We start from the raw sequence: 24,357 nt of genomic DNA on the forward strand, positions 1-24,357 counted from the left end.
AGTTTTTTTATAAATACGAATATCATGAAATTCAAGCATTATCTTTTTTCTTCCCTGTTACTCGCCCTTGCGGCTTGCAGTGACGACAATGCCCCCGACTCTCCGGGCACCGAACCGGAACAGCCCGGCACAAGCGTAGAGAAATTAGTTACCATCAACGCCGGACGCACTTACCAGACCATTGCCGGATTCGGAGCATCCGACTGTTGGACACCGTCCTACGTAGGCAAATACTGGACCGGAAGCCGTGACCGAATCACCGAACTGCTCTTCTCGTCCGAAATAGAAGCAGGTAGTCCCAAAGGCATCGGTCTTTCGATGTGGCGCGTGAATCTGGGCGGCGGAAGTGCCGGACAAGGTGACGCAAGCGGGATCACCGACAAGTCACGCCGTGCAGAATCCTATCTGACCGACGACTTACAACTCGACTGGACGCGATGTGAAGGACAACGCTATTTCCTGAACCGCGCCAAAGGATTCGGTTGCGAGAGTATCGTACTCTTCAGCAATACCCCACCCGTACAATACACCTACAACGGCAAAGGCTTCTCCAACCGAGGAGGAGTATCCAACCTGAAAACAGAACATTATACCGACTTCGCCGACTACATGGCCGACGTAGCGCAACATTACATCACCGAAGGATATCCCGTGACACACATCTCTCCCGTCAACGAACCGCAGTACAACTGGGACGGCGGACAGGAGGGAAGCGGATGGACCAACGATGAAGTAGCCGCACTGGCACGCGAACTGAACCGGTCACTCACCGAAAGAAATCTGACCACCGACATCTTGCTCGGTGAATCGGGTGACTGGGAATACCTCTACAAAGCCAAAGATGATGCCAACCGGAGCAATGTGATATCGGCTTTCTTCACTCCCGGAACCTCCTCCTATGTGGGAGACCTGAATCACGTAAAAAATCTCATCTGCGGACACAGTTATTGGACTGACGGCACTTGGGATGGCATGCGCAGTGTTCGCAGACAAGTGGCACAGGCCGCACAGAAACAGGGTGTCGATGTATGGCAAAGTGAATGGAGCATGCTGGGAGACAACTATAGTAACACCGAATTTGTAGGATACGACAACGCCACTGAAATGGATATCGCATTCTATATGTCCAGAGTAATACACAACGATCTCACCGTGGCGGGAGTGTCTTCGTGGAGCTACTGGACTTCTATGGATGTAACCCGCTGGGGACACAAGAACCGTTTTCTGCTGATATCTCTGGTACCGGGCGGCGGAGTCGATGATAATAACGCTAATATTGAACAGGAAGGTACCTTCCAGCCTACCGCCACGCTTTGGGTGCTGGGCAACTATAGCCGTTTTATCCGTCCCGGATACCAACGCATCAACATGACGCTGACAGAATCCCTCAACTTCTTCGGGTCAGCATGGATTTCACCACAAGGCGATAAAATAGTAGCCGTCTTCACCAATATGTCCGATAAGAACGTCCGCCTGAGCGAAACTCATGAAGGATGGAGCAGCGAGGCCACCTCTATCAATACCTACACCACCACCGGAAGCAAAAACTTAGTAGAAACTACTATATCCGGCGGAGAATCTGTAATTTTGGAGGCAAAGAGTGTAACCACAGTCGTGTATAATCTAAAATAACATGTCTATATGAAGAACGCTATACTTGTAACAGTCATTTTCATAACAACCTTGTTCACCGCTATCCCGATAAAAGCACAGGTTTCGTTTGGTGATGCCGTGAAGTTCAATGACGGATGGTTATTCCGTCTGGATGATGATTCCGCCGCCACTGAGGCATCTTATGATGACAGCCAATGGCGCAAACTGACATTGCCGCACGACTGGTCTATAGAAGGGCAATTATCACCTTCGTTGGCCAGCTGCACCGGTTATCTGCCGGGAGGCATAGGCTGGTATCGTAAACATTTCAATATTACGGATGACGCGGCACGCCATTATATCTATTTCGAAGGAGTATATAACCGCAGTGAGGTCTATCTGAACGGGCATCTGCTCGGCAAGCGTCCCAATGGCTACATATCATTCCTTTATGACATGACTCCCTATCTGAAAGAGGGTGACAATGTACTGAGCGTACGCGTAGACCATAGCCGTTACGCCGATTCACGCTGGTATACAGGATCGGGCATCTATCGCGATGTATGGTTGGTGGCCGCTCCCGAAGTACATTTTGCCCAATGGGGCATAGGATGGAAAGCAACTTCGCTCACCAACCGGCAGGCTACTGTGTCCGTCGATATGGAAGTGCAAAAACATCTGCCTGCCACCGATAAGATTGAACTGACCGCCGCATTGTTCAATGCCGAAGGGAAACAGGTAGCACAGCGCCGCGTTCGTCTCTCGGATGGCAAGGAAGGGATTAGCAAAGAAAATCTCACCTTAAAGTTAACCAATCCCCAGCGTTGGAGTCTTGACAACCCCTATCTATATACCCTGAAAACCGAACTGATCAGTAACGGGCAACGCCTGGATGGTTGCGAGACCAAAGTGGGACTTCGTACACTGGACTTCAACCCCGACAAAGGGTTCGCGCTCAATGGCAAATGGATGAAAATCAAAGGGGTATGCCTGCATCACGATGCCGGTGTGCTGGGTGCAGTGGTTCCTCCCGAGGTATGGGAACGCCGCCTGAAAAATCTGAAAGAAATCGGAGTTAATGCCATCCGCATGAGCCACAATCCGCAAGCTCCGGTCGTTTATGATTTGTGCGACCGCCTGGGACTGCTCGTCATGGATGAAGCCTCCGACGAATGGGAGTTCCCGAAACGTAAGTGGGTGAAAGGCTGGAACAAAGGCGAGCCAAGCTTCGACGGTACTTTTGACTTCTTCGAAGAATGGATTGAACGGGATGTAACCGACATGGTGCGCCGTGACCGCAATCACCCCTCCATCTTCCTGTGGAGTATCGGCAATGAGGTGGATTATCCGAATGATCCCTATTCCCATCCCATCCTCGACGGTTCCACTATCAACCAGCCGATGTTCGGCGGTTATAAACCGGATGCTCCCGATGCCATGCGCATCGGAAAGATAGCCAAACGCCTGGCTGCCTGTGTGCGCGCCGTAGATACTTCACGCCCGGTGACCGGTGCCCTGGCAGGCGTGGTAATGTCCAACCAGACAGAATATCCCGAAGCCGTTGACGTGGTAGGATATAACTATACGGAAGACCGCTATGACGAAGACCATGCCACCTATCCCAAACGTGTAATTTACGGAAGTGAAAACGGTTCGGGACTTGATGCATGGTATGCAGTGAAAAACAAAGAGTTTATCTTCGGCCAGTTCATATGGACGGGCACAGACTACCTGGGCGAATCGGGAGCATGGCCTTCGCGCGGGCTCTACACCGGCTTACTTGATTTCGGCAGTTTTCCCAAGCCTCGCGGACATTTCCGTGCCTCGCTGTGGAGTGAGAAACCTGTCACTTATCTGGGTACCTATCCGGTACAGCCCAGATTTAAAAACTCCAAACGCCTCTATCTGTCACCCGATGCATGGGACATCTGGAATTATGAGCCAGGACAGGAGATACGTATAGTTTGCTACACCAATGCCCCGCAGGCACGTCTGTTATTGGACGGGAAAGTAGTGGGTGAGATGAAACCATACGATGAAAAAACTGGTATTATCTACTGGGACATTCCCTATCAACCCGGCGAATTAAAGGCGGAAGGATGTGACAAGGATGGGAATGCCATGTCGGACTATTCAATAAAAACCTCCGGTCGGCCTTATGCGCTCCGCGTCAGTGCAGACCGTACTTCCTTATCCAAAGACCGGGCTACGGCACACCTCACAGTAGAAATCATTGATGAAAGCGGTACGGTTGTGAAACTTGGCGACAATGACGTCACCTGCGTCATCGAAGGTCCGGCACGGTTGTTAGGTCTCGAAGGCTCCGATAACAGTGATATGAGCGACTACACCGATAACCATCATCGTGCTTATCACGGCCGCTTGCTGGGTTATGTGCAGACTACCGGCGAGAAAGGACAGGTTCGTGTGAAGTTTACCTCACCTCTCCTGCAAGGAAGTGAGATTCTTTTGAATGTTGAATAATCCCCAATAACAGATATTTATGAGATACAAAGTATTATTACTCGCTTTAGTTGCAATAACTACTTCGTGTTCACCTCAAGCAGATATAAACTATCGGATAGTTGCCGAACAACCTTTACAGGTCATGGAACACTTCGGCGCTTCGGACGCCTGGAGCATGCACATCATTGGTCAATGGCCTCAGGAAAGGCAGAACCAGGTGGCCGACTGGCTGTTCAGCACAGAGAATGACGCCAACGGCAAACCTAAAGGAATCGGCCTCTCCTTATGGCGGTTCAATGTGGGTGCAGGCAGCACGGAACAGGGTGAGGCAAGTCAGATAGGCTCTCTCTGGATGCGTACCGAGTGTTTCTTAAAGCCGGACGGAAGCTATGACTGGGACAAACAACCGGGACAGCGTAACTTCCTCCGCTTAGCCAAAGAACGCGGAGTCAGCAAATTCCTTGCTTTTCTGAATTCACCTCCCGTTTATTATACTCAAAACGGACTGGCTACCAATACCGGGCGTGACGGTACGCTCAATCTGAAAGAGGAACATTATGAAGACTTCGCCCGCTTCCTGGCAAACATGATTAAAGGAGTGGAGAAGAAAGACGGTATCAAGTTCGATTACCTCTCCCCTTTCAATGAACCCGACGGACACTGGAATTGGATAGGCCCTAAACAGGAAGGCACTCCGGCCACAAAGAAAGAAATAGCCCGTGCCGTGCGCCTCATCAGTAAAGAGTTTGTAAAAGAAGGCATTGATACGGAAATTGCCATCTGCGAAGCATCGGACTATCGCTGTATGTTTGCCACCCACATGACGAATCATGAACGGGGATACGAAATCCAGTCTTTCTTCTGTCCCGATAGTGTGGATACTTATCTGGGGAATACCCCCAAAGTACTTCCCCTCATCTCAGGACACAGTTACTGGACGACTACTCCGCTGAATATGCTACGCGATTATCGCCGTCAATTACGTGACACGCTGGATAAATACAAGGTCGGTTTCTGGCAGACGGAAACCTGCATTATGGGGAACGATGAAGAAATCGGTGGCGGTCACGGATTCGACCATACGATGAAAACGGCACTTTATGTGGCACGTATCATTCATCATGACATTGTCTATGCAGGAGCACGAAGCTGGCAATGGTGGCGTGCCATAGGAGGCGACTACAAGGATGGACTGATACGCGAATACGCCAATCCCGACTTGCGCGACGGCAAAGTGAAAGATTCAAAGCTGATGTGGGTATTAGGTAACTACAGTCGCTTTATCCGTCCGGGAGCTGTACGCATGTCCATTCAGACGACTGACAAGAACGGGCAGGTTATCCCGGAAGGAGATACCGATCAGAAAGGACTTATGTGCACCGCTTACCGAAATACAAACGGGCAATGGGTGATAGTAGTCATCAACTATGCCGAGCAGGAACAAAACTTCACGTTCAATGTAGACGATTCGAAGGTGAAGTCATGGCAAGGCTATCGTACATCGGATATAGCCGGTGAAGACTTGCTCCCTATCCATAAATTGAAAAAAGGACAGTTGGCAGTTATCCCTGCACGTTCGGTAATTACGTTTATTTCTGTGCAGAAATGAATTATTTCACCACAGATTACACAGATTAGCACAGATTTAATTTATTAATAATCAGAGATATCTTCCCTAATCTGTGTAAATCTGTGTAATCTGTGGTGCATCAAAACCGTGCAAAGAGAAAGAAAAACCTTACCTCCTGCGTTTTGGCAACTTGAACCCAGCGCAGACATTCGCTCTATTGATGTCCACCACCGCATTTACTCCACCCATCTTTCCTAATAAAGCTTCCGCTCCCTTCGCTATCTTGAAATTCATCTCCTCTTCATAGAGTGGAATCACCTGATAGAAATTCACTTCTTCACCATTAGGCAACTGGCAAACGGCAGCTCCATCTTCCACATCCTCCGGATTAATCAGCAATACACCGGAGAGCAACGTATTCTCTGCAAACGGCCCGCCATTGGGCACCGTATGTCCCCAGCCTAACCAGGTATCCTGCTCCAAAGGCAAGCGGGCAAGTATCTTGAGCCAGCGCAAGGGCCAATAATACTTTTCATCATCGCCTTGGATATCCCAGTCGGCAGGCAAGTATATCAGCAACTCTGCACGTTCCAACTTATATTCAGCTAATTCATAAGGTACATTCATCCAGTGCGCACCCATTCCCAAAGTAACCAACGTATAATAATTCCTCTCGGCTGTCGGTTCAATAATATAAATATCCACATGGATATCCGGTGAGACTATCTCATGAAAAACATGATCCGAATGCCCGAAGAACTTCTCAAGATGAGCATTAAGAGCATCCTTCTCTTCCTCTTCGTACAGCTCCATACGATAAGGAGATACCCCATTCTTACAATTCTCAATATACTCTTTCGCATCTTCATCATCCGGATCCAGTTCCAACGAACGTTCAAAAGCTTCCTGAGCTTTATCCAGCTGATTCAAATAATAATGAGCATAGCCCACCCGATAGAACCAAAGTGCATCTTCCTTACACTCCTCTTCTATCGTAGAAAGGCAGTTGAGAGCTTCCTGAAAACTTCCCAGGTTATTGTAAGCACGTGCCAGAAGACCGGTCAGTTCCGTTTCCCGTTCTCCTTCCGGAATCTCCAAGATGGCATCAATTATCTTCTGCTCCTCATCCTCTTCATTCCACTGCTCTATCTTTTTGAACAACTCGTCATGGTTACTCATTTTCGTGGCTTCCAAATGCTCTATAAACTCAGCAGAGAAAACTGTCGCCTCATTCTTTCCTTTGCACGAAATGGTGAAAAGGGAGAATTGGTGCTCAGTGATAGCCTGACATTGGAACACATATTCATCACTATCTTTGCCTCTACCCAGGTTATAAAGCCTGCATTTACCATTCTTGAAGTTCTTTTCTTTCACCAACACAGGCGCATCTTCCTCCATATAGCTCACCTCATCATCAGGAACGGAACATGCCAACAGGCGCACAATATGCCAGTCCTCATTCTCTCCGTCATAATAACCGCGGAAGTCGTCCTCTTCAAAATAAAGGTAGTTGCCCGGAAGGGAAAATTTCAGATTGCCCAAAGTATACGTCACCCAGCCTTTGCGATAACCTATCGAAAATTCACATACGTAGTCCGGCAATGCAGAGACATCTATCGGCTCTTTTTCGGCTAGACGGCAAAGTTGCAGATAATCTTCTTTCGGGAAAGGCAGAGAAGCATCCATCCCGGCTGCCGTCTCCAGATTCTTTATAATGAACGAATTAATTTCCTCATCTTCATCACTGCGTGCGGAAGGCATGAAGTAACAGTCCTCCCACAAAGCACTTAATGCCGTATTCCGGTAAAACAACGCATCACGTTCCTTATTATTCCACATGAGGAATTCATTTGCCAGGGCTTCGATGCCTTCGGTCTTTATCCGTTCAACAAAATGTTCCGGACGTATGCGTCCAAAGGGGGACACAACCGTTCCTTCCACTTCCCGAGGCATATATTTATGGCAATCCCAGCAGATGGCATACATACTTCCATCCTTACTCATACGCTCCTGGCAGAGTTCTACAATTGCATTCAGCCAATGATAAAAATGCTCGGAACGCATCCGCTCAAAGTCCCTGTGCTCATAATATTCCGTATCGTCTTCCACCTCGAAAGGGAAGTCCCTCAGCTCCATCACTTCGTCAACGATGTCTATTGCAGCCTTATGGAAACCCGCTCCTAACAGGTTAGTCTGGCAATCGCCTATGATAACCGTTTCATCCTCTGTCGGCTCATAATTGAAGAATATATTTCCTAAACGGCAAACAGATAATTCCGAATAATCCTCCGTATGACTAACAGATACCTCATGCCGGGCAGCCACCACATCCAACAGCTTCTGGAATGAAGAAACATTTTTGCACTTCGTTGTCAATCTGAAACCTATACTCATGGTTGTGACATATTAATTGTTAGCGATTTATTTTTTATTCCTCCGTCTCGTCATCTTCTGTTTCATACAATCTGCACAAGTCACTCCCCTGACGGAAATCAGAGAGATAGAAGCGATACTGGGGATAGTCTTTCAGGAATGGGACAATTTTCTCCATGAAAGCCGGCTCATCAAACAACAGGAGGTCTATGTAGCAAGTACCTGTTCCGACAGCACCACCCAGCAAAAGTCCCAGCCCTTCCGGCGCAAGCAATTCTTCCGACAAGCGGTCTTCCAACTCATATCGGAAATCCAGTGCCTTCTTCCCATCTCCTTCTTCATTGTTCTCATACGGGAAAGCGATAAATACCGCTTGTGCACCGAACCTGTTCAACCGGTTGAACAACTCCTCCGACCCATTATAATAATCGGCAACCAGAGGCTGGAAACAAGAGCTGCCTGCAACAACATCAAAACGCAACTCTTCGCTCTCCTGAGGTTCAAAACGGTAACCGGTATACACTTGTTGAGGATTATCAAATATTTCCTTATCATGAGCTTTTAGCGTATCTGTAATATATGCTTTAAGTTCGGGAAGCTTCATGCTGTTTTCAAGCGGAGCATCCGCCTTTTCCACACTACCGACGTACTGGTATGAAAGTCCTTCACCAAGCATAATTTCCATCATGATATAATATGCATTATAACTCTGGGCTTCTTCCAGCGAACACAACTGCTCTTCGTAAAAGTTGATATTAAAGGCGTTGATGTCTTCCTGATAGGCGGCGGACACCTGCACCTGAGCCATATCCACATTCACCCCGTACATGCCAAAGCTAAAGCTCGCATCCGTTCCCTGATTGAAAGGGAAGAAATGCCATTTGTCCCTGAACTGTGCAGGCAACTGCGACACCACATACGGATAAAGGTAGAATAAGTGTGTGCTGCCCTCCACCGAGAAAGTAAATTCATAATCTCCGCCCAAGTTGAAGTGCACATCCTCGTTTATCAGATTGGTCCCGGCTGTCACAAACTCAACTGCATCACCGCTCTCAAGCTGACCACGGTTTTCGACTATCCGTGCCAGTCCTTCTTCGTTGTCAGTAAACCATTTCCAGAAGTCCTGCACCCTTTTTCTGAAAGGCAGGTGGCTATTGCAACTACGGATGAAATCAAGAGTGTCCTCGTCGTCCGGAGTCAGCTCATCTGCTTTATTAAAGCAAGCCAAGGCCTCTTTGTATCTGTCCAGAAAGTAAAGCGCATACCCTTTTCTGAAATTCCAGTTCGTATCCTCAGTCCCTTCCTCACCGGTCGAATCGAGCAATTCCAGAGCTTTTTCATACTCACCCAAGTTATTGTATGCACGTGCCAGCAGACCTGCCTCTTCAAAGTCTCTGTCTTCAGACTGAATTCGCCCTAACACATCAATAACTTTATCATGCTCGTCAGCTTCTGTCCAAGCATCAATCTGTCCTCTTAATGTTTCATCCATTGTTTTCTACAGTTTAATCTTGTCCAAAGATAGGAAAAGTCAGTTTATTCCTTCAATAATTAGCCATAAAAAGTTACAATTGCATCACACCTATTCAAAGGGTGACCTGACAAAATGCAAATTACAAACTGTCATTTTGTATTTTTAAAGGGTCTCTGAGTGCTGCATTTTCGGGAAAAGGACAGAATAAACAGAAAAAACGCAGCCAAATTCATCAAACAGGGAGCAAGAGGATAGGAATAAATACGAACTATCGACAGAAGAGAACAATGAATTCTTATTTTTAAGAAAAAGGAAACAAAATAAGGCAATCCACCAATCAAAATAATAGTTTCATGTTTAACAGAAAACATTAGCTAAAAAAACTCTAAAGGGCATCTTTACTCTACTAATTCTGTTCATCGTAGAGTTTGGCACAGTTTCCCGTAGAGCAAGCAGGTGCCCATCTACGATAAAGTTAACTTCTTGTCGACAGGAAATTAAGAGTTTGTCAACAAGAAGTTAAGAGTCTGCCTGCATAACATTGACATTTTTAGCTTAATTAGCGTATAAATATCGCATATTATACAGTAATCAGTGTTGATTATTCGACTATTTATGCAACAAATATCTATTTTGCACATATTGGCAAAAATACAGGTTAGCAAAATCACGAATGTGCTATCTTTATGAAACAAAACAGAAATAAATACGCACAAAAAGGTATATAGGTTAAGACCTGCTATACTCACCTGGAGAGACTCCTTTATTGCTCTTAAATACCCGATTGAAATACGGAACATTGTTAAATCCGGCATAATAACATATTTCAGAAACAGACATTTTCTTCTGCTTCAAAAGTTGGCAGGCAATCTCTGTCCGGTACTCGTTCAGGTAAGTGATATTTCTCTTTAAACCGGAGTATATGCCCGCTTAATTCGGGAAAGGAGTCGGAGCAATGTTTCAGGAAGTCATTCGCTGTTGCTTTCCCGCATCAATAAATTGGTAAAGATAAAAAGAGGTTTCTGATGAAGACGAAAGCATAAAACAAAACAGAACCGGCTATCAGAAAAAGACATACTTTCTGATAGCCGGTTTGGTTTAATTCTTTAAGTTAGCTTACTTTGTACTTGCCAGCATCAAAGTTGCATTGGCATCGTTCAATGCGTAAACGCTCTTTTGGATGTTGCTGTCGTAAGCGTTGCTCTTGGAGTTCCAACGGGCGTAATTTATTGCAATTTCATTGTTACTGTACTCTACATTCATTTTGAAGTAAGGAACCCAGGCTTCTTTTACGCTGTCCCATTTGGAAGCTTCCTTGCTGGTTACGCGGTTTTCGTTATCGTAAGTATACGTGTAATGGAGGTGGCGGAACAGGTGACCGTCTTCGTTCTTGAAGATAGTCTTCGCGGTCATCAGTTCACCGGTCATCTCTTCATTCTTTACGTACTGGGTAGGATTACTTGCACTTGCAGAGAAGTTCATTACACTTGCCATTACTACTACCATCATTATCACTGCTTTAGAAATTAAGTTCGTTTTCATAATCGTTATTTTTTTATTGTTATTACTTCTTGATTTTGGAAAGGAAGTTTTTGTCAACCGCCTTCGACTATATATAGTCAATTGCTGTGCCAAAACAATAAACCACTGATTATCAACGATTATTCACTTTTAAGTAGTGTTCATTAACGGACATGTGTCCGCACAAAAGCGGACAATAAATCACTCAATCAAGCAGAAAGAAAAAAGTGTTCTTATTGTCCTTCACTCCTTTCATCTCTCGTCAACTACCCTGTCCATCGGCTTTCCGGCTGAAAGTATCTCCTGAAGAAAGAATTTTTCTACTTTCAGTCTTCAGTCAATATTACAAGCACGGGACGTTTCATGTTTAATAAATGCTATTCCATATAGAAACTTTTGTGCCGGAAAGTTCACATGTTTCACGGTGTTGGAGATATAGACCGTATGTGTAGGATATATAGATGGAAGGCGTTGGATATAGAGATGGGAGACATTGGATATATAGATGGGAAACGTTGGATATATAGATGCGTTATCCAATCTTATTAAGTAGTATTTATCAATCAATATCATTGCTTGTTTTGGGGTAAAAGAAGCAATGATAACCATTAAAACATTGCTTCTTTTCTTGTATGTGTTTACACAAGAACTGCCCCCTTGCCAACTAATCCGTTGTTTATCAAAAGGTGCTGACTGAAAGCAAAAAACATTCCTTCAGGCGGCACTTTCAGCCGGAAAGCCGATGAACAGGACAGTTGACGAGAGATGAAAGAACTGCAAGATAAGAAATGACTTTTCTCCCTAAACATTTAAATGATTAGGATAATGTATTGACGAAGCCAGGAGAAGACATAAAAAGATGCACGGTTCTTATTTTTTTATTTGCACAAAATCGTGGATAGCCCCAAAAGCCGGATACCCGAGAAATGCGTTCTCCGTATCCGGCTTTTAACAATGTGTGTATACTTATTTTGCACTTGCCATTACTACTACCATCATTACCACTGCTTTTGAAAGTAAGTTCGTTTTCATAATCGTTATTTTTTTATTGTTATTACTTCTTGAGTTTGGAAAGGAAGTCTTTGTCAACCACCTTCGACAATATATAGTCTATTGCCGTGCTAAAACAATAAAACACTGATTATCAGCGAATATTCATTTTCAGAGAGTGTTCATAAACGGACAAGTGTCCGCACAAAAGCGAACAATAAATTATTTATATCGCCTGATATACCTATCCCTACCCGATTCTCCCCTTACTTCAATAGAGCATCAATCTTTGTCGCCGTCTTCGGATAACTGGGTCTCAATGCAGTGCCATAATCCACTATAACCCCATCACGGTTAATCAGAAGGAATTGTGGTATGCTGTTCATGCCCCAATGTTTCATAATACGGCGATAGTCATCGGAGGTCGCCCAATCTTCCGAATAGACGCACTCAATATTCTTCCCCTGCAGAGAGAAGCGCTCCAGCACCTTATGATATGCCTCCCTGTCTCTACTTCCACAGATACTCACCATTACCACATCTTCGGGAGAATATCGCTTACGTAATTCCTTCAAAGGCTCCATTTCTGCCAGACAAGGGGGACAAGTCACTCCCCAGAAATCAACATAAATCACCTTGCCTGCATACTTTTCCAGAAGATTATATACGGGAATCATAAACGGCATGTCCTTCCTGGCAGCCGCCTCATCAGCATTATTGCCATAGAGCATCTGGTGGGATACCTTTCCGGGGGCTTTCAGATAATCTGCTTTATCCTCATATAATTCAAGTATGGGTTGCCTCAAATGGGGAGCCTGCACTATAGAGTCGAACTGAAGCCTGTAATCAGCCAGACAAAGCGTATCGTTGTGGCATAAAGGAACGGCCACATGTTGGAGATATAAATAGGGCAGGATAGCATTATCCTTGCAATCCTTCATAAGATCCGCTAACTCAAAATCGCTATATTTTTTTCTGGTGTGATTGTAATAGAGGAAAAAATTCACCGTTTCAGCAAGCGGAAACAGACCGGCAAAGACGGTTTTCCCCGAAAAGAGAGGGTTAAGTTTTAACATCAATGCCATATACAGACTAACGTCCTTACCCTCCAACGCCTGTGACGCAGCATATCTAAAGAGTGCATTATAATAATCTATCCACAGCAAATCCGCCGTATATTCTTCAACCTCAGCACCCGGAGAATGTTCTTTCAGGAAGTCGGCACGACGTTCCCAACGACTGGTATGCTCTTCTCCCAATTCCTTTTCAAATTCTTCGAAAGTACTCCTTGGATTACAATAATAAGGGCCACGATAATATCCACCTAAAACGAAAAGAGCCATATATTGATTCAGTGTACCGGAAGTTCCCGTAATCTTGGGAGACAGCAAATCACTGAAATCAATCTCTACAAACAGACTATCACCCGGATGTACAAACAAGTGCTCCGCATAATTGCGAAGAACAATTTCGCGAACGGGAGCGTAAGGACTAAAACGGAAACTGAAAGTACCGTCATCCGCTATGGGAGAAGTATAGACAGTCTCCATTTCAGACAGATAAGGTATCACAAGCGTCACCTCCTTTTCCTTCGGATAGACCTCCCTATTCAAGACACGGCCCGAGATTATCACCTCCTTTGTCAAATCCTCATTATCCTTCTGAGCCTTACAGCTAAGGAAAGATAAAAAAGCAATCAATAAGCATAGATGCTTCATACGCATTTTATGATTAATGCGAATCAGGAGTTGAAATTGGTTTGTTATTGAGCGGATATGAATGAAATGGGTGATTATTGCGCAGCTCAAGGCTGAAAGGCTTTCATCTTATAGCCCGGGGCAACGCCCTGGGAATTGAGTTATGTTTATCCCTGCGCCCTGTAAGGGCATAACAGCACACATCAGCTTTTGCCCTTACAGGGCGTAAGATTGTGGGGACGATTCATTCCCAGGGCGTTGCCCTGGGCTATAAGATGAAAGCCTTTCAGGCTTAGGCTGCGCTAAATTATCATTTGCTTCATTGTATACCGTTATACGCCAAATTCAGCTACTGATTCGTATGATTAATAAATGAATAATAATTTCAACGCACCGTTACAGACAGACTCTTTGTATGTCCGGCAAACTCGGGTGCATAAGCCGATTGCACGGTGGCAATACCGGTCTGATAAGTTCCCGGACGGTCTATATAGACTTTGTATTCTATCTGAACAATGCCCTTCCTTAGTTTGTCAATAAAGAATTCGGCAGAAGCATCACGCATCACCTGATAATAGCCGATAGCATCGGAATGACGATATCCCGACAACGCTTCCTTTGGCTCCATGCAGGCGGCACGCGTATCTTTTATCTGAATGAAATCCATATCCCGGTCTGCTTTCACTGTCAGCCGGACGGTGAGTTCGTCCCCCACATGCAAATCTGTTTTTGAAGAAACTTCCTTGCCATCTCTATAATAAGTACGGGTGATTTTCAAACCGTTACCTTTTGCGGATTGCAATTGATCCATATCTTCCAGATATTGGGCATATACAGCCCCCCAACCTATCCCTGCACCCGTGTGCGCTACTTCTATTTGCCGGGTTTCAGCCTCATCACCGGAGAACGAACGGCGGGCATAACCTAATGCATCATCGGGAGTCACCACTTCTGTTCCGGATATTTCCGCTTTCATAGCGCTGCTCTCTGCCAACTGATTATCATCTCTACCCAGGAAAGCATACACAGCATCGGCAGTAGCTACCGGATTGTTCCAGGCCTGCACTTGCTTCTGTTTAAGCAACCATTGCTTCATTTCGGCAACCGCCAACGGTTCTTTCAGAATGTCGGACAAGGCTTCGATGGCGGCCACTTGCGTCGGAATTCTATAACTGTTTCGGGGATAGCGGGCTTTCGGAGTATCGAAATAACGTCCCATCCCGGATGTGGCAACGGAATATTCCAGAATGGAGCGGGCAAGTTCGTTCGCTTTGGTCGTTTTACCTGCTTTATGCAGTAGGGTAGCGATAAGCGCCCTGTCATAAATGGCATCAGCCGGAGGGGCTGCCTCCAGTTTGCCAATCATATACGAGTAAGCTGTTTTATCGGCACGCTTCGCAACTTGCGCATCCAAAGCACAGATATACAGGTAATGCAGGGATTGCTCGCCGGGCAATCTATCCTTATCGCCCTTCTTTTCACTTTCCTTCATCTGTCTGTATTCATCCAGCCATTGGGTATGGAGATAATTCACCGCCTTTTCATACATTCCCTGTAGCGGAGCGACAGACGCACCCATCGTCCGGAGCCGTGCCAGCATTTCTACAATCCGGGTGGTGACGTAGCGGTTGCCCGACATCCCTTTATACCAACTCCAGGAGCCGTCGGGGAGTTGCAATGTTTCCAGACGGGATGCTGCAACCTGATTACGGTTGCCCATTGTGTTCAGGTCGAACAGAAGCGCTATGCTTCTTTTCTGCTCCGTCTCATTGAGGGCATCCGCCAGCCAGGGAGTTTCTTTAAGCAGCAGGTCTTTCAGGTCTTCTTTATCACTGAGATTGCCTGATGATGAACCGCCCTGCGCTTTCCAGCTTTCGAACACCTGCCGGATGCGGGGATGAGTATTGATAATGGTTGTGGACAATGAATTGGCATAGTAAGCACCTGCCCACGACAAGGCATCTTCATTCAAAGGATTGCCAATGACGGGCAAAGCCTGTATGGCATACCAATCGGGATTGGCAGTCAGTTCCACCGTCAGGCGTTTGTCGGTAGCGGTTTTGCTTCCGTCATTAAACAAGCCGTCCAATGCAACCGATTTACTTTCCGCACCGTTCAATTGCACGGGTATTGCTTCAGTCACCCACTGTTTATCAGACAGAACCGGAAGATAATGCTGTTCGCCATCACTGAAATTGCCTCCCTCGGCAATAATCCGGCAAATCCAGACCGTAGCTTCATCCGGGGTTTCCAGATCAAAAGATACGGAAACGGTTGCTCCGGCAGCCGCACTGAATTCGTGTTCGCGGGTTGAAAGAATCCGGTTTGTTTGCGGGTCAACCAGTTCCATTCGGGCTGTTCCCCGGATGTTTTCTTCCGACAGGTTGATTATTCCTGTACTGATGACCGGTTTATCGTTCACACGGATAAAACGGGGCATATTGGGTTGCACCATAAACGGCTTGACAGCTTTTGCCCGGGCTGTTATCTGCCCGTAATCCATACCCCGGGTATGGGCAAGCCCCATGAACTTCCATTCGGTCAGGCTTTCGGGCAAGGTGAAAGACAGGCTTACGACTCCATTTCTATCCGTACGGAGGGCGGGATAGAAGAAAGCTGTTTCTGCAAAGTTTTGCCGGAGAGGGACGTATGGAGAACCATCGTCCAATGCCACAGCGTCAGAGCATTCAAACACTGCTTCAATGGAGCTTCCGTCTTCTACTTCAAAACCGTCATCAGACAGAGTTTCAGCATCAAGGCTGATAGCTGCGGGCTTCATCATCCTGCTATCCTGCTTTACACGGAAACCGTTCTCCGGATGCGGAACCCGCCAGAACGGAGCATTCAGAGTGCTATACACATCCCACCAACGAAGACCACGCAGAGTGCTGCCCGCATAGGGGAAGTTACTGTACATCCAGATGAAATGACCTGAGAATATCAGGTTTGCACGGACACCGGGAGTGGAACGGGGAAAGTTCAGGTTGAAAGCCCAGTCATTGACGTACAGTTTATCAAGGGAAGCGTCATAAAGAGTGGCGAGTAGTTGCGCATCGGCCGCTTTCTTGTCGGGATGCGTGATTTGGAGTTGCCATTCTTCTTTCCCCCCCGGTTGCAGCTTATCACGGAAAGTAATCCATTTCAGTTGCAGGCTCTTATCCGGGCGGGGACGGGCTATCTGCACTTGCTTGGTGTATAGTTTGCTCTCGCGCATAAAGGCGAAGTTCACGGTGATGCCGTCTCCATATTCCGGTTTATAGGGATAGGTGAACTGCCGGATTTCATTATTGAGAACCATCCGTTTGGATTCAATGCGCTTGTCGCCACAGAAGACATCGTACAACAGATAGACATCTTTCTCACTGCTACCCACATACAGGCTGACGGGATGCCCGTCATTAAACTCTGTCCCGTCCTGATAGAACCACTCCGGTGAATGTACCGGCAGGTGACGGTCTGCCAACGAAAAGAGAATGAAATCCTGCCGTGCCGTGCAGGTTCTTCCCTGCCCGTCGAGGGCTGACACTTCCATAGTGTAACGTCCCGGAGTAAGGGCCAGTATATCGTCCGGAACAAAAGACCGGCGGGTTTCTACTGTACGGCGGCATACCTCATTGCCTTTGTTTCCTTTTTCGTCCAAAGCATACACCACGCAAGTGGCTTGAAGCGTCACGGGCTGCCGGCTTAGATTCATAGCCAGCACCTGTATGGACTCCCGTTTCTCGCGAGCCACCTTTGGGCGCAGACCTTTAATCTGCAAGGCTACGGACTGTTGCCCTACCGGTAACGACAAAGTACCGCTTTCCACCTCTCCGGTCAGGTTGATGACCTCAGCCGTTATTTTATAGGTGTAGTAACGCCCCGGTCGGTCGGGCTTGAAATCATCCGGTTTGCGCAGAAAGACCGGGAAGCGGAAGTTACCGGCTGCATCAGTCTGCACTTCACCTACTGCCAGAACAGTTTCATGGTCCGAAATCCTCCAGAATTCATTCTCCGAACGGGTGAGTTTATAATTGAGTCTGCACAGTCCTACCGGAACGCCTGCAAATGTTTTTGCTTCGCCGCTAACTAATACGGTATCTCCCACGTTATAAGTGGCCTGATAAGGATGGAAGACTACATCAAACGTCGGACGCTTGTATTCATCCACACGGATATAACGGTTTTCACCGCTTTCTACCGACAGTTCAAACTCTCCCGGAAGAAGTGTTTCGGGAAGCACGAAGTCACCGTAAAAAGCCCCGAATTCGTCTGTAGCAAGAGATAGTTTGCCAATCTCCTGCCGGTTGGCATCCCGCAGCACCACATCCTTGCGGACTCTTGAGAAGATGCGTATCGAATCACCCGATTGCTCATACGCTATTCCCGAAACATGCACCACCTGTCCGGGACGGTATAAAGCCCGGTCGGTGAAGAGGGAGACATGCTTTTCCCACTTCCGGGAGGCGGGCGCATTATATCCCCCAACCGAGAAACCGGCATAGCTGATTTCCATATAATCGGCACCCGGCTTACGGACGTTTATCCCCAGCCAGTTTCTTTCATCGGGCGGGGTAAGGGTAACAGTTCCTTTGCTATCTGCAGGGTATGCTTTGACCAAACGATAACCTTCTCTCTGCGACACACGGTAATAAGCTACTTCCGTGCCTGCCACCGGATGTCCCGTCAGGCGGTCGATAATATTGATTTCCTGTTTTCCGCCGGGCAATCCCAAGAATATGGCTTGCAGGGAGGAAGCATAAGCTTTTCCGTATGCTGTATACTTGCGATGGCCGTCGGGAATAGATTTTAATATGTAAATGCCTTCGGTGGGAAACTTATAACGCAGCAAGGTATCTGTTTCCATATAATCCGGGGTGGCTGCCAGTTGGTAATGACGGGTGCCGACCAATTTGCCGTATCGACTTACGGTGGAAGCTGTTATTTCCTCTTTCAGAATATTACTTGTGACGGGCAGATTCATCCGGTAAAGTTCTATGGTCAGCCCGGTCAGATTGCGATATTTTACTTTCAAATCCACTTCCCTTGCCGGATAGGCAAAGGGGATTTCTACCACCAGACGGGGAGTGAGCACTTCTGCCACTTGTTCCTTCAGATCATTGACAGAGGGTGATTGGGGGTATTTTTCAAGTCCGGTTTGGGCGGCATGCAGTTTGGCGGTATAATCCTGCATTCTGTCGTAGCGCTCTGCCAGTTGGCAATATACCTCTCCGCAAAGCGGGGAAGCGGAGAACTCTTCGGCCCATTGTTTCAGGAGGGTTATTACTTGTTCGTCGGTCAGCCTCAGATTTTCATTTACACCGCCGCGACTGATGTCATTCTCTTGGTAATTCAGTTTATCGAGCATTAGCAATAGGCGGGCATCCGTCATGCCTTGCTGTTGGTAAAAGTCAATCAGCCCGTCATAAATAGACAATATTTCGGTTTGTATTTTCTCGGCTAACACGGGATTGACAATGAAATAACCACTCAGCCGCGAGATGGCCTGCCGGGCAAGCAACTGATACATATTGTCGCCGCAATACTTCCCGCTCAGCTCTTTGCTGACAGTCATCGGGCGGTAATCCGCAGCGGACTTCCGGGAAAGCAGGTCTTTATCTTGCAGTGAAAGGCGGAAATAAGCAATGGCAGCGTCTATGGCAGCCCCATCCCTCTTGCCGGTACCAAAGGTGTAGTATCCCAGCAGATGATTCAGTATAGCTTTATACACCGGGTCTTTTTCTTCCGCCACCCAGGTTTTCAGTCCGGATAATTCACGGTCCAGACTATCGGGGGTGATGTCGATAGATAAGGATGCCTTTGTCAGATGGGCTTTCATCATCTGGGGCATGTTCTTTTCCTGTTTGGCGTGCTCGTAAATCTTTTGCACTTCTTTGATTGCAGATTCAGGTAACTTCTTTTGTTCCAGAGCTTCAACCTGTTTCCACATTTGTTCGTACGACTGAGCGGAAACCCGAAGCGGCAGGCAGATAAGAATGCTTATGATGCCAGCCCAATAAAACATATTTTTCATCTGTGTTTTGATTAATGTCCGACAATTAACAGGTTCATTCACAAAGATATATTTTTTATCCATAGGGTAGCGAGGCTGTTCAGACTTAATAACATAACAAATGCCAATAACATGTGTCCGCATAAAAGCGAACAAAGAAATTTACTACAGTCTCAATGAAGGAATACTCGTTTTATTTCCGGAGAATGATTTGCATAATGTATAATATAATAAGATAGAAAAGGTTATCTGTGTTTCAACATATAGAAGCAAAAGGTTACCTTTGCAGCACAAAAGAGCCATAAATAAGAGTTCTAAAGAAACAACCGATATGTATAACAAAATTCTATAGAGTATGAAACATTTAAAAATTGCATTTATCGTAATAGCCGTATGCGCCGTTGCCTGGTGCGGATTACGCATTTATGCCAAGCATTTTTACAACAAAGAACCTCAAGCGGAGTATTTCTATCTTTCGGAAATACCTGTGAAACCTTCGCAGTTTGAGGCTGATTTTGAGGAGATACACCAGATAGTAATGGAAAACTATTCACTATACCAAGCCAAACATCTGAATATGGATTCATTATACCAGACATACATTACCCGTGTCCGCCAGGCACAAACCACCACAGACTATGGATTGGCAGTACAAGAGTACATTTCCGCCTTACAGTGCAGTCATGCCATTTCCTGCTTCAGGACGTACACGGCGAGACAATTTCCGGTCCTCATACAAGATTCCTTATACATCAACAAGCCCAATGCCTATCTGACACAATACGGATTCAAGGATAAAGACTGCATCATAGCCATCAATGAAGTTCCTTATAAAGAGTGGATTAATCAGTACGAAAAATATGCCGAGGCATCTACTGACGCATGGAGGCATCTGAAATCAGCCCGTTACGCATTCACCAGCTATGCCGACACCCTCCGAGACTATACGTTACTGAGAAAGGGCGATACACTGACAATCTCTTTACCCTTGAAACGAAGAGACTACTTCTCTGATGAAAAAGAGGTAACCGTAGAAACCAGAGTTTTGCAAGACAGCATCGGCTATCTGGCCATCAACACCATGATGTCCCCCGTGCTGGAAGATTTCAAAACAGCCTATCCTCAAATAAAAGACCTTCCCTATCTCATTATAGACATCCGCCAAAACGGAGGAGGCAACAGCGGCAACGGGCGGGATATTTGCAAATATTTTATCCGGAAAGAGCAACCGCATTGCGTCAGCAGGCAACAGATAATGCAACCCGAAGCAGATGCTTATAAAGGGAAAATCTATCTGCTGACCGGCACTTTCACCTGCTCTGCCGCCGAAAGTTTCACAATAGATATGAAAGAAAGCGGAAACGTAACACTTGTCGGTGAAGCCACTGGAGGAGACACCGGCAATGGTCCCCGCACATTCAGAACAAAACACGGTACTTATTTGCGAATACCCACCCGTCAACCGGATTTATCACCAAAAGGATTTCCTATGGAAGGGATGGGAATTCCTCCCCATCATCAAGTATCACAAACAATTGCCGACTTCATGAACGATGAAGACACCGCTTTGAAATATACCTGCGGGCTTATAACCAAAAGATAAGCTTCTTTCTCTATACAGATAGTGGAGGAGCATAGTGAAAAATAACAAAAAGCCGGATATCCGAGAAATACATTCTCCGTATCCGGCTTTCAATAGTGCTTGTATACTTATTTTGTACTTGCCAGCATCAAAGTCGCATTGGTATCGTTCAATTCGTAAACACTTTTTTGGATGTTGCTGTCGTAAGCGTTGCTCTTGGAGTTCCAACGGGCGTAGTTCACTTCTATTTCATTATTGCTATATTCCATATTCATTTTGAAGTAAGGAACCCAAGCTTCTTTTACGCTGTCCCATTTGGAAGCTTCCTTGCTGGTTACGCGATTTTCGTTATCGTAAGTATACGTGTAACGGAGGTGGCGGAACAGACGTCCGTCTTCGTTCTTGAAGATAGTCTTCGCGGTCATCAGTTCACCGGTCATCTCTTCGTTCTTTACGTACTGGGTAGGATTGCTTGCACTTGCAGAGAAGTTCATTACACTTGCCATAACTACTACCATCATTACCACTGCTTTAGAAATTAAGTTCGTTTTCATAATCGTTATTTTTTTATTGTTATTACTTCTTGGTTTTTGAAGGGAAGTCTTTGTCAACCGCCTTCGACAATATATAGTCAATTGCCGTGCCAAAACAATAAAACATTGATTATCAGCGGATATTCATTTTCAGAGAGTGTTCATAAACGGACAGGTGTCCGCACAAAAGCGAACAGAACAAGAATAAAAAGCGCAGGAAGAGCAGGATAAAACAAATTAGTTACATTTGCAAACTCAACATAGCCCAATACTTAGAATATGCAACCGGACTTAAAGGAAATCGTAGAACAATATGGCGTCATGGTATCTTCCATAGCACACCGCATGATACAAAACAAGGAAATCGCTAAAGAAGCGGCTCAGGAAGTCTGGTACGAAATCATCAAAAGCATAGACTCGTTCAACGGGGAATCCGGGTTATCGACATGGATATACACAATATGCAAACGCACCATACTGCGATATGCCCGGAACGAAAGAATAGCCACAATGAATGAGTTGAGAGAATTTCGCGAACTTCCTGCCATTGATTATAACGGGCAGGACCGGAACGAACAGGAATGGATAAAAGCATGCTGCGACTGGTGTCTGACAGCCCAGAACCATTGCCTGACGAACGATGCCCGGCTGATATTCATATTCAAAATAAACCTCAACCTGCCGTACAAGCAAATCAGTGAAATCATGGGCATGACGGAAGAGAGCGTCCGTCAGATTTCCTCCCGTTCCATCCGGAAGATTACTCATTTTATGAATGACACCTGTCCACTATACAACCCGCAGGGAACCTGCAAATGCCGGATATGCAAGCAAGTCACCTCGCTCAATCTGGAGAAAGAATATACCGCCATAAAGAAGATTATCCGCCTCGTCGACGTTTACCAACGGCTCGAAAAGGAACTTCCCAGAAAGAACTACTGGGAAAAATTTATTCCCTGAGCTGTCACAGAATGGAAAGCTTGCTCACTAACTACTATGTAACTTGTTGACGGAATTGGTTTATATCTGATAAGTAATGAGTTTTCACCACAGAGTAACACAGAGTCTCACGGAGTTCCATTCTTTTGATTTCAAATTGATTAAACTCTGTGAGACTCTGTGTCCTCTGTGGTGAAAAGAATCATAACTGAAAAGACATGAAGCAAATGATAAGCGATACTATCTCCATTCTCCTCCTCCTGGGAGGAGGAGTACCCGTAGGGGGAGGTGGTAGGTAAAACAATAAAATACCTATTAATAAGAACATTAAGGACTTCTTTGCTCACCTACCACCCCGCCCTTTGGGCACCCCTCCTCCAACTGGAGGAGGGGAATTGAAATAGTCCATTTGATTCAAAACCGTTACAGAAACGAATTAACTCCGCCAACGGTACTATGTATAACTTAAATAAACTAATTATGAGCAAGATTGATTTTTTAAAAGAACAGATTATTGAATCGCGGAATTTCGTGAATCGTTTAGTATCGGAACTTCCTGAAAACCTATGGTACACCATCCCCGAAGGCACTGACTCCAACTTCGCATGGCAAATCGGACATCTGATTATCAGTCAGAACTTTCATGCCATCGTCTGCATCACCGGAAGGAATGAAACCGTCAGCAAACTTATTCCGGTAATTGATTACGTGAAGGTTTTCAATGGAATGGGTACATTGCATCGCTCCGCCGAAAAGAATTTAATTCCTGTAGCAGAGCTAAAAAAACAACTGGATGCTGTTCATGAGATATGTATCAGCAGCCTGTCCCGCCTGGACGACCGTATTCTATCAGAAGATTTAGAGCCTATTCCCTTCAAACATCCGGTTGCCAATAATAAGTATGAAGCCCTTGCCTGGTGCTTCAAGCATGAGATGTGGCACAGTGCCGAGATGGAAGCGATAAAACAGGCATTGGGGCATCCTATCAAATGGATGTAAACATACTCAATCAACCAATGTCTCTTTCAATAATTCAAAATAGTGCGCATCACAAAATGCATCATTCTTATAAATGGATTTATGCATGATACCTATTTTGTTGAATCCGGCCTTTTCTAATACACGCATTGAAGGAAGATTATATTCGAATACAAAAGCAAACACTCTGATTATAGGAGTATGCGCAAAATAGTAACGGATGGCTTCTTTCAATGCGTCAGTAACAATACCCTGCCCCCAATATGGTTCACCGATAAGATAGCCTACTTCAGCATTGAAGCGCTGCACATCACTTTCGGGCATGAAGCCGATATTGCCTACAGCTTTTCCATTCACTTCAATACAAAAATCATGAATACCTTCTTTCTTGCCGATAATTTCCAGTATAGCCTGTGCATTTTCTAACTTATAAGGATGCGGAAGGGCATCCCGGCAATTATCCCATACCTTTTTGTTATTGAGTTGAACCGCTAATGACTCGGCATCAGATGCCTCCCAGGTACGAAGGATATAATTTTCTTTTTGAGCAATAATCATAATTGTATTGTTTTATTTCATCATCTGCAAAGTAAGCATAATGCCCTTACAGTTCCTAAAGATTCTCATAAAACCTCTGATAACTCAAGGA

At 45.8% G+C, this 24,357-nt stretch carries 14 protein-coding genes; 6 read left to right on the plus strand and 8 right to left on the minus strand.

Going from position 1 to position 24,357, the window contains the following annotated elements:
- The first annotated feature begins 24 nt into the window (after positions 1 to 24).
- Genes BUC01_RS05565 through BUC01_RS05575 form a run of 3 tightly spaced genes read left to right on the plus strand, consistent with a single transcriptional unit; the run spans position 25 to position 5,668 of the window.
- A complete protein-coding gene (locus tag BUC01_RS05565; RefSeq protein WP_025830814.1) occupies positions 25 to 1,632 on the plus strand; it encodes a glycoside hydrolase in 1,608 nt (535 codons plus the stop codon).
- A gap of 9 nt (positions 1,633 to 1,641) precedes the next feature.
- Entirely contained in the window at positions 1,642 to 4,077 is a 2,436-nt protein-coding gene (locus tag BUC01_RS05570; protein WP_025830813.1) for a glycoside hydrolase family 2 TIM barrel-domain containing protein, read from the plus strand.
- 19 nt (positions 4,078 to 4,096) lie between these two features.
- Positions 4,097 to 5,668, plus strand: a complete 1,572-nt coding sequence (locus BUC01_RS05575; protein WP_025830812.1) for a glycoside hydrolase — start codon at positions 4,097 to 4,099, stop codon at positions 5,666 to 5,668.
- A 129-nt stretch (positions 5,669 to 5,797) separates the two neighbouring features.
- Here the strand turns inward: BUC01_RS05575 and BUC01_RS05580 are convergent, their stop codons facing one another.
- From BUC01_RS05580 to BUC01_RS05610, 6 genes are all read right to left on the minus strand, one after another.
- Positions 5,798 to 8,023: a suppressor of fused domain protein gene (locus BUC01_RS05580; RefSeq protein ID WP_073312992.1), complete on the minus strand. Its 2,226-nt coding sequence runs from the start codon at positions 8,021 to 8,023 to the stop codon at positions 5,798 to 5,800.
- A gap of 34 nt (positions 8,024 to 8,057) precedes the next feature.
- A complete protein-coding gene (locus BUC01_RS05585) occupies positions 8,058 to 9,494 on the minus strand; it encodes a tetratricopeptide repeat protein (protein ID WP_025830809.1) in 1,437 nt (478 codons plus the stop codon).
- Between the two features lie 711 nt (positions 9,495 to 10,205).
- Complete coding sequence (locus tag BUC01_RS25820; RefSeq protein ID WP_081795746.1) at positions 10,206 to 10,400, minus strand: helix-turn-helix domain-containing protein; 195 nt, start codon at positions 10,398 to 10,400, stop codon at positions 10,206 to 10,208.
- 192 nt (positions 10,401 to 10,592) lie between these two features.
- Complete coding sequence (locus BUC01_RS05595; protein WP_025830808.1) at positions 10,593 to 11,018, minus strand: DUF3836 domain-containing protein; 426 nt, start codon at positions 11,016 to 11,018, stop codon at positions 10,593 to 10,595.
- A 1,235-nt stretch (positions 11,019 to 12,253) separates the two neighbouring features.
- Positions 12,254 to 13,705 carry a TlpA family protein disulfide reductase gene (locus BUC01_RS05605; protein ID WP_025830806.1) on the minus strand — a complete coding sequence of 484 codons (1,452 nt, stop codon included), beginning with the start codon at positions 13,703 to 13,705 and terminating at the stop codon, positions 12,254 to 12,256.
- Between the two features lie 364 nt (positions 13,706 to 14,069).
- Complete coding sequence (locus BUC01_RS05610) at positions 14,070 to 19,697, minus strand: alpha-2-macroglobulin family protein (RefSeq protein ID WP_073313036.1); 5,628 nt, start codon at positions 19,695 to 19,697, stop codon at positions 14,070 to 14,072.
- A 334-nt stretch (positions 19,698 to 20,031) separates the two neighbouring features.
- Here BUC01_RS05610 and BUC01_RS05615 point away from each other — a divergent pair, with 334 nt between their 5' ends.
- Complete coding sequence (locus BUC01_RS05615; protein WP_139261814.1) at positions 20,032 to 21,279, plus strand: S41 family peptidase; 1,248 nt, start codon at positions 20,032 to 20,034, stop codon at positions 21,277 to 21,279.
- 107 nt (positions 21,280 to 21,386) lie between these two features.
- On the opposite strand, the gene BUC01_RS05620 is transcribed toward BUC01_RS05615, so the two are convergent.
- Positions 21,387 to 21,812: a DUF3836 domain-containing protein gene (locus BUC01_RS05620; protein ID WP_025831431.1), complete on the minus strand. Its 426-nt coding sequence runs from the start codon at positions 21,810 to 21,812 to the stop codon at positions 21,387 to 21,389.
- Between the two features lie 258 nt (positions 21,813 to 22,070).
- Between BUC01_RS05620 and BUC01_RS05625 the strand changes: the two genes are divergently transcribed.
- Positions 22,071 to 22,751, plus strand: coding sequence for an RNA polymerase sigma factor (locus BUC01_RS05625; protein WP_025831430.1), 681 nt, complete (start codon positions 22,071 to 22,073; stop codon positions 22,749 to 22,751).
- 459 nt (positions 22,752 to 23,210) lie between these two features.
- Positions 23,211 to 23,729, plus strand: coding sequence for a DinB family protein (locus BUC01_RS05630; RefSeq protein WP_025831429.1), 519 nt, complete (start codon positions 23,211 to 23,213; stop codon positions 23,727 to 23,729).
- 6 nt (positions 23,730 to 23,735) lie between these two features.
- Here the strand turns inward: BUC01_RS05630 and BUC01_RS05635 are convergent, their stop codons facing one another.
- On the minus strand, positions 23,736 to 24,266 hold the full coding sequence (locus BUC01_RS05635; RefSeq protein ID WP_025831428.1) for a GNAT family N-acetyltransferase: 531 nt from the start codon (positions 24,264 to 24,266) through the stop codon (positions 23,736 to 23,738).
- Between the last annotated feature and the right edge of the window lie 91 nt (positions 24,267 to 24,357).

The organism is Bacteroides stercorirosoris (assembly GCF_900142015.1).
Lineage (GTDB): Bacteria > Bacteroidota > Bacteroidia > Bacteroidales > Bacteroidaceae > Bacteroides > Bacteroides stercorirosoris.

Coding starts and splice junctions, on each gene's coding strand:
- BUC01_RS05565 (WP_025830814.1), top strand. CDS start 25: ATGAAATTCAAGCATTATCTTTTTTCTTCCCTGTTACTCGCCCTTGCG.
- BUC01_RS05570 (WP_025830813.1), top strand. CDS start 1,642: ATGAAGAACGCTATACTTGTAACAGTCATTTTCATAACAACCTTGTTC.
- BUC01_RS05575 (WP_025830812.1), top strand. CDS start 4,097: ATGAGATACAAAGTATTATTACTCGCTTTAGTTGCAATAACTACTTCG.
- BUC01_RS05580 (WP_073312992.1), bottom strand. CDS start 8,023: ATGAGTATAGGTTTCAGATTGACAACGAAGTGCAAAAATGTTTCTTCA.
- BUC01_RS05585 (WP_025830809.1), bottom strand. CDS start 9,494: ATGGATGAAACATTAAGAGGACAGATTGATGCTTGGACAGAAGCTGAC.
- BUC01_RS05595 (WP_025830808.1), bottom strand. CDS start 11,018: ATGAAAACGAACTTAATTTCTAAAGCAGTGATAATGATGGTAGTAGTA.
- BUC01_RS05605 (WP_025830806.1), bottom strand. CDS start 13,705: ATGAAGCATCTATGCTTATTGATTGCTTTTTTATCTTTCCTTAGCTGT.
- BUC01_RS05610 (WP_073313036.1), bottom strand. CDS start 19,697: ATGAAAAATATGTTTTATTGGGCTGGCATCATAAGCATTCTTATCTGC.
- BUC01_RS05615 (WP_139261814.1), top strand. CDS start 20,032: ATGAAACATTTAAAAATTGCATTTATCGTAATAGCCGTATGCGCCGTT.
- BUC01_RS05620 (WP_025831431.1), bottom strand. CDS start 21,812: ATGAAAACGAACTTAATTTCTAAAGCAGTGGTAATGATGGTAGTAGTT.
- BUC01_RS05625 (WP_025831430.1), top strand. CDS start 22,071: ATGCAACCGGACTTAAAGGAAATCGTAGAACAATATGGCGTCATGGTA.
- BUC01_RS05630 (WP_025831429.1), top strand. CDS start 23,211: ATGAGCAAGATTGATTTTTTAAAAGAACAGATTATTGAATCGCGGAAT.
- BUC01_RS05635 (WP_025831428.1), bottom strand. CDS start 24,266: ATGATTATTGCTCAAAAAGAAAATTATATCCTTCGTACCTGGGAGGCA.